6 protein-coding genes are annotated in these 5523 nt (G+C 61.3%); all 6 read left to right on the forward strand.

Annotated elements, in window-relative coordinates; genetic code table 11:
- On the forward strand, nucleotides 1-175 hold a 175-nt coding region (locus ACFFAR_RS23220; RefSeq protein ID WP_174364338.1), incomplete at its 5' end, for a lipopolysaccharide assembly protein LapA domain-containing protein.
- 80 nt (nucleotides 176-255) lie between these two features.
- Nucleotides 256-1431, forward strand: a complete 1176-nt coding sequence (gene lapB, locus ACFFAR_RS23225) for a lipopolysaccharide assembly protein LapB (RefSeq protein WP_062000021.1) — start codon at nucleotides 256-258, stop codon at nucleotides 1429-1431.
- 144 nt (nucleotides 1432-1575) lie between these two features.
- Complete coding sequence (locus ACFFAR_RS23230) at nucleotides 1576-2967, forward strand: UDP-glucose/GDP-mannose dehydrogenase family protein (RefSeq protein ID WP_075358850.1); 1392 nt, start codon at nucleotides 1576-1578, stop codon at nucleotides 2965-2967.
- Nucleotides 2945-3928 (forward strand): D-glycero-beta-D-manno-heptose-7-phosphate kinase, encoded by a 984-nt coding sequence (gene rfaE1 / locus ACFFAR_RS23235; protein WP_062167335.1) that lies wholly within the window; start codon nucleotides 2945-2947, stop codon nucleotides 3926-3928. Before ACFFAR_RS23230 ends, rfaE1 begins: the two co-directional genes overlap by 23 nt.
- Before the next feature lie 19 nt (nucleotides 3929-3947).
- Nucleotides 3948-4940 (forward strand): ADP-glyceromanno-heptose 6-epimerase, encoded by a 993-nt coding sequence (gene rfaD, locus ACFFAR_RS23240; RefSeq protein ID WP_086382028.1) that lies wholly within the window; start codon nucleotides 3948-3950, stop codon nucleotides 4938-4940.
- Nucleotides 4941-5014: 74 nt separating this feature from the next.
- Nucleotides 5015-5344: a ComEA family DNA-binding protein gene (locus ACFFAR_RS23245; protein WP_375508547.1), complete on the forward strand. Its 330-nt coding sequence runs from the start codon at nucleotides 5015-5017 to the stop codon at nucleotides 5342-5344.
- Nucleotides 5345-5523: the final 179 nt, after the last annotated feature.

Raw genomic sequence — 5523 nt, forward strand, 5'->3', positions numbered from 1 at the left:
GCTCATTCTGATTGGGCTGGCGTTTTTTGTGGTCGGACTGCTGGCCGGCTTGCTGTCCTCGCTGCCGACCGTGTTCCGCCTGAGGATGGAAAATGCCCGGCTCAAACGGGAATTGCGCACGGCGCGGGATGTGCCTGTCGTGCCGCTGGACCCGCCCATGCCGCCGCTGATCTGATAGGCCGCGGCCGGTGTTGCTTCGTGCAGCCGGCCGCGCCTTGTACGTGGTCCGGTATTTAACCTCTAACAAGAATTCGCATGGATCTAGACTTCTGGTGGCTGCTTGTCATTCCGGTCGCGTTCGCTCTTGGCTGGATGGCTTCCCGCTATGATCTGAAAACGCTGCTGTCCGAAAACGCCAACCTGCCGCGCTCGTACTTTCGCGGCCTCAATTTCCTGCTGAACGAGCAACACGACAAGGCCATCGATGCATTTATCGAAGTGGCGAAGCTCGATCCCGAAACCATCGAATTGCACTTTGCGCTTGGCAACCTGTTTCGCCGGCGCGGTGAAACCGACCGCGCGATTCGCGTGCACCAGAACCTGCTGAGCCGTCCGGATCTTCCTGTCGCCGAGCGCGACCACGCGCTGTACGAACTCGGACAGGATTTCCTGAAAGCAGGCCTTCTTGACCGCGCCGAAGAAACGTTCCGATCGCTCGAGGCGGGTGAGTACGCGCTGGGCGCGCAACGTGCGCTCCTGACCATTTACGAGATCGAGAAGGACTGGAACAAGTCGATCACGACGGCCGAGCGCATCGAAGAAATGGGTGCGGCCTCGCTGGCCAAGGAAGTTGCCCAATTCCACTGCGAACTCGCGCAAGAAGCGCTGCAGCGTAAGAATCCCGCCGACGCACGCGCCGAGTTGAAGCTCGCCCTCGCGGCGAATCCGGAAAACGTGCGTGCGACTATCCTGGTAGGAGACGTCGATGCAGCCGGCGGCGATCTCGAAGCAGCGATTGCGTGCTGGCGTCGCGTGGAAGCGCAGAATGCGGCCTATCTTCCGCTGGTCGCGGAGAAACTGGTTCAGGCGTACACGCAACTCGGCAGGACGGCGGAAGGCGTGGATCTGCTGGTCGATTTTGTGAACCGCTATCCGACCAACGATCTGCTCGACGTCGCATTCAAGCATGTCTCGGAGCTGCGCGGTCTCGACGCCGCGCACACGCTCGCGCGCCATCAGATGCAGACGTCGCCGAACCTGGCCGGCATGACGCGGCTGCTGGAGGCACAAGTTGCTACTGCAGAAGAACCGCGCCGCAGCGAACTGGAACTCATGCGCGCGCTGGTCAAGCAGCGGACCAAGAATTTGCCGCGCTACACGTGCCAGAATTGCGGTTTTCGCGCGCGTCTTTTTTATTGGCAATGCCCGGGCTGCAGTGGCTGGGAAACCTATGCGCCGCGCCGGGTCGAGCCGATCACCACTGCCGCGTGAGGCGGCTGCATCGATCGCCGGCGTTCAACCGCCATCGCCCGTCAGGACCACCGTCCTGTGCGGTGCATGTAATGTTTATCCGATCGGACTTCGTGGCCCTTGCGGCCTGATTTTTCGACACTCACCGGATTCTCCGGAACGCATATGAAAATATCCATTATCGGGACGGGCTACGTCGGACTTGTGACCGGCGCATGCCTCGCTGAAATCGGCAACGACGTGCTCTGCCTCGACGTCGATCCGACCAAGATCGACATCCTCAACAGCGGCGGCGTGCCGATCCACGAACCGGGTCTCCACGAGATGCTCAAGCGCACTCGTGCAGCCGGGCGGATCCGCTTTTCGACCGATATCAAGGAAAGCGCCGAGCATGGCGAGATCCAGTTCATCGCCGTCGGCACGCCGCCGGACGAGGACGGTTCCGCCGACCTGCAATACGTGCTCGGAGCGGCGCGCAATATCGGGCGGTACGCGAACGGCTTCAAAGTCATCGTCGATAAATCCACAGTCCCGGTCGGCACGGCGCAGCACGTTCGCCGGGTGATCGAGGAGGAATTGCGCGCACGCGGCATCGAACCGACGGGACAGAACGGCTTTTCCGTGCTGTCGAATCCGGAGTTCCTGAAAGAAGGCGCGGCGGTCGATGACTTCATGCGTCCTGATCGCATCGTGCTCGGCGTCGACGACGACGAAGCCGGCCAACGCGCGCGCGAGAAGATCAAGCTCCTCTACGCACCGTTCAACCGCAATCACGAACGCACGCTGTATATGGATGTGCGCTCGGCCGAGTTCACGAAGTACGCAGCCAACGCCATGCTGGCTACGCGCATCTCGTTCATGAACGACCTGTCGAATCTCGCCGATGCGATCGGCGCGGACATCGAATCAGTGCGTCGCGGGATTGGCTCTGATCCGCGCATCGGTTATCACTTCCTGTATGCGGGCTGCGGGTACGGCGGTTCGTGTTTCCCGAAGGACGTCCAGGCGCTCGCCCAAACGGCGCGGGAAAACGGGCATCGGCTGAGAATACTTGAAGCCGTGGAAGAAGTGAACGATCTGCAGAAGGAAGTGCTCGTCACGAAGATCACGAAGCGCATGGGCGAGGATCTGCGCGGGCGCACGTTCGCCGTGTGGGGCCTTGCGTTCAAGCCGAACACCGACGACATGCGCGAAGCGTCGAGCCGCCGTTTGATTGGCGCGCTGCTGGAGCGGGGCGCGACGGTGCGTGCCTATGACCCCGTGGCGCTGACGGAAAGCCGCCGCGTTTTCGCGCTCGATCTCGCCAATAAACCCGGTCAGCTCGAACGCCTGCACTTCGTCGAGTCGCAGAAGGACGCCTTGCCGGGCGCGGATGCACTCGTGATCGTGACCGAGTGGAAGGAATTCAAGAGCCCGGATTTCGCGCATCTGAAAAGCGAGCTCAAGATGCCTGTCATCTTCGATGGCCGCAACCTGTATGAACCTGAAGCGATGGCGGAACTCGGCATCGATTATTTTGCAATAGGACGTCCCCATGTCGAACTCCCTCACGCCTGAAACCGCATCGGCCGCGTCTTTCGCGCGGGTCACGCCAGTCCCGCGCGCGCGCATTGCGGCGGCGCGCGTGCTGGTTGTCGGCGACGTGATGCTCGACCGCTACTGGTTCGGCGACGTGAACCGCATCTCGCCGGAAGCGCCGGTGCCGGTCGTGCACGTGCAGCGCAAGGAAGACCGGCTCGGGGGCGCGGCGAACGTCGCGCGCAACGCGGCGGCGCTTGGTGCGCAAGCAGGACTGTTGTGCGTGGTCGGTCACGATGAGCCCGGCGAGTGCATCGTCCAGTTGCTGGACGAAAGCCGGGTGACGGCTCATCTGGAACGCGATCCGGCATTGCTCACGACCATCAAGCTGCGGGTGTTGTCGCGGCAGCAGCAACTGCTGCGTGTGGACTTCGAGAACTCGCCCACGCACGAAGTGTTGAGCGCGTGTCTCGCGCGCTTCGAAACGCTTTTGCCGCAACACGACGTGATCCTGATGTCGGATTACGCGAAGGGCGGTCTGACTCACGTCACGCAAATGATCGCCGATGCCCGCCGCGCCGGCAAACCGGTATTGGTCGATCCGAAGGGCGACGATTGGGACCGCTATCGCGGCGCCACGCTGATCACGCCAAACCGCGCCGAATTGCGCGAAGTGGTCGGGCGCTGGAGCTCCGAGGAAGATCTGCTGCAACGGGTGACGGCGTTGCGTGAATCGCTGGAAATCAGTGCTCTGCTGCTGACGCGCTCGGAAGAAGGCATGACGCTTTTCACCGCCGACCAGGTGGTCCACACGCAGGCCGATGCACGTGAAGTGTATGATGTTTCGGGTGCGGGAGACACGGTCATTGCAACCGTTGCAACCATGCTGGGCGCGGGCGTGCCGCTGATTGACTGTATTGCTTACGCGAACCGGGCGGCGGGAATCGTCGTCGGAAAGCTGGGTACGGCGACCGTCGACTACAACGAACTTTTCGCCTGATCTTTCGGCTAAGAACACCATGACAATCATCGTTACCGGCGCGGCCGGGTTTATTGGCAGCAATCTCGTCAAGGCGCTCAACGAGCGTGGCGAGCAACGCGTGATCGCGGTCGATAACCTCACGCGCGCCGACAAATTCAAGAATCTGGTCGACTGCGAGATCGATGATTATCTCGATAAAACCGAGTTCGTCGCGCGCTTCAAACGCGGCGATTTCGGCAAGGTCAAAGCGGTTTTCCACGAAGGCGCGTGCTCCGACACCATGGAGACCGACGGCCGCTACATGATGGAAAACAATTTCCGCTACAGCCGCGACGTGCTGGACACGTGCCTCGAAAATGGCGTGCAGTTCCTGTATGCATCCTCGGCGGCGGTTTATGGCGGATCGAGCAAGTTCGTGGAAAGCCGCGAACTTGAAAAGCCGCTGAACGTTTACGGCTACTCGAAGTTTCTTTTCGATCAGATCATTCGCCAGGTCCTCCCGACCGCGAAAAGCCAGATAGCGGGCTTCCGCTACTTCAACGTCTATGGTCAGCGCGAAACGCATAAGGCACGCATGGCGTCCGTGGCGTTCCACAACTTCAACCAGTTTCGCGCCGAAGGGAAAGTCAAGCTGTTCGGCGAATACAACGGTTATGGTGCGGGCGAGCAGACGCGCGATTTCGTTTCCGTGGAAGACGTGACGAAGGTGAACCTCCATTTCTTCGATCACCCGGAGAAGTCGGGCATCTTCAATCTGGGCACCGGGCGGGCTCAGCCGTTCAACGACATTGCATCGACGGTCGTGAATTCATTGCGCGCCATCAATGGCGAGCCGCCGTTGTCGCTCGCCGAGCTCGTGCAGCGTGGCCTGATCGAATACATTCCGTTCCCCGACGCGCTGCGCGGCAAGTATCAATGCTTCACGCAGGCGGACCAGTCGAAGTTGCGCGAGGCGGGTTACGACGCGCCGTTCCTGACGGTGCAGGAAGGCGTTGATCGCTACGTGCGTTGGCTATTCGGTCAGCTATAAAAGCACTTGCCGTTTTTCTACACTGGGTCTCCGGGTCAGCGATCAGCGCGGACCGGTTTTCAAGGGAGACTCACATGATCAAGAAATTCGTTGCGGCATTCACTCTGGCTGTATCCATGGCATCGGCGTTTGCAGCCGTCGATATCAACGCAGCCAATTCCGATGCACTGCGCGGTATCAAAGGTATCGGGCCGGCCAAGGCGAAAGCCATTCTCGACGAACGCGAGGCGCACGGTCCGTTCAAGGATGCAGCCGAGCTCACCAAACGCGTGAAGGGGATGGGCGGCAAGACGGTCGAACGCTTGCAGGCCGAGGGCCTGACTATTGGTACTGGCACAAGCGCGGCAGCGGCGGCTCCAGCAGGGCCCGGACGACGCGCCGTTCGATGCCGACGGAGCCTTTAATTTCGGGCCGATCGCGTCGCCACGGGTCACGCCGGCATCGAGCCGAGGCGAGGCGGCGGGCGCGCTTCTCGATGTCCTCGTCCGCGAGCGGGCGGCCGGAAACGCGACAAATGATCTCGCTGCCGTGGACGATGAGCTACGCCGCGCGCTCGCGTTCGTTCTCCGCGAGCAATTGTCGC

It is taken from the genome of uncultured Caballeronia sp. (genome assembly GCF_964243625.1).
Taxonomy (GTDB): domain Bacteria; phylum Pseudomonadota; class Gammaproteobacteria; order Burkholderiales; family Burkholderiaceae; genus Caballeronia.

Excerpts from the sequence above, each read along its gene's own strand:
- lapB (WP_062000021.1), top strand. The coding sequence starts at position 256 with ATGGATCTAGACTTCTGGTGGCTGCTTGTCATTCCGGTCGCGTTCGCT.
- ACFFAR_RS23230 (WP_075358850.1), top strand. The coding sequence starts at position 1,576 with ATGAAAATATCCATTATCGGGACGGGCTACGTCGGACTTGTGACCGGC.
- rfaE1 (WP_062167335.1), top strand. The coding sequence starts at position 2,945 with ATGTCGAACTCCCTCACGCCTGAAACCGCATCGGCCGCGTCTTTCGCG.
- rfaD (WP_086382028.1), top strand. The coding sequence starts at position 3,948 with ATGACAATCATCGTTACCGGCGCGGCCGGGTTTATTGGCAGCAATCTC.
- ACFFAR_RS23245 (WP_375508547.1), top strand. The coding sequence starts at position 5,015 with ATGATCAAGAAATTCGTTGCGGCATTCACTCTGGCTGTATCCATGGCA.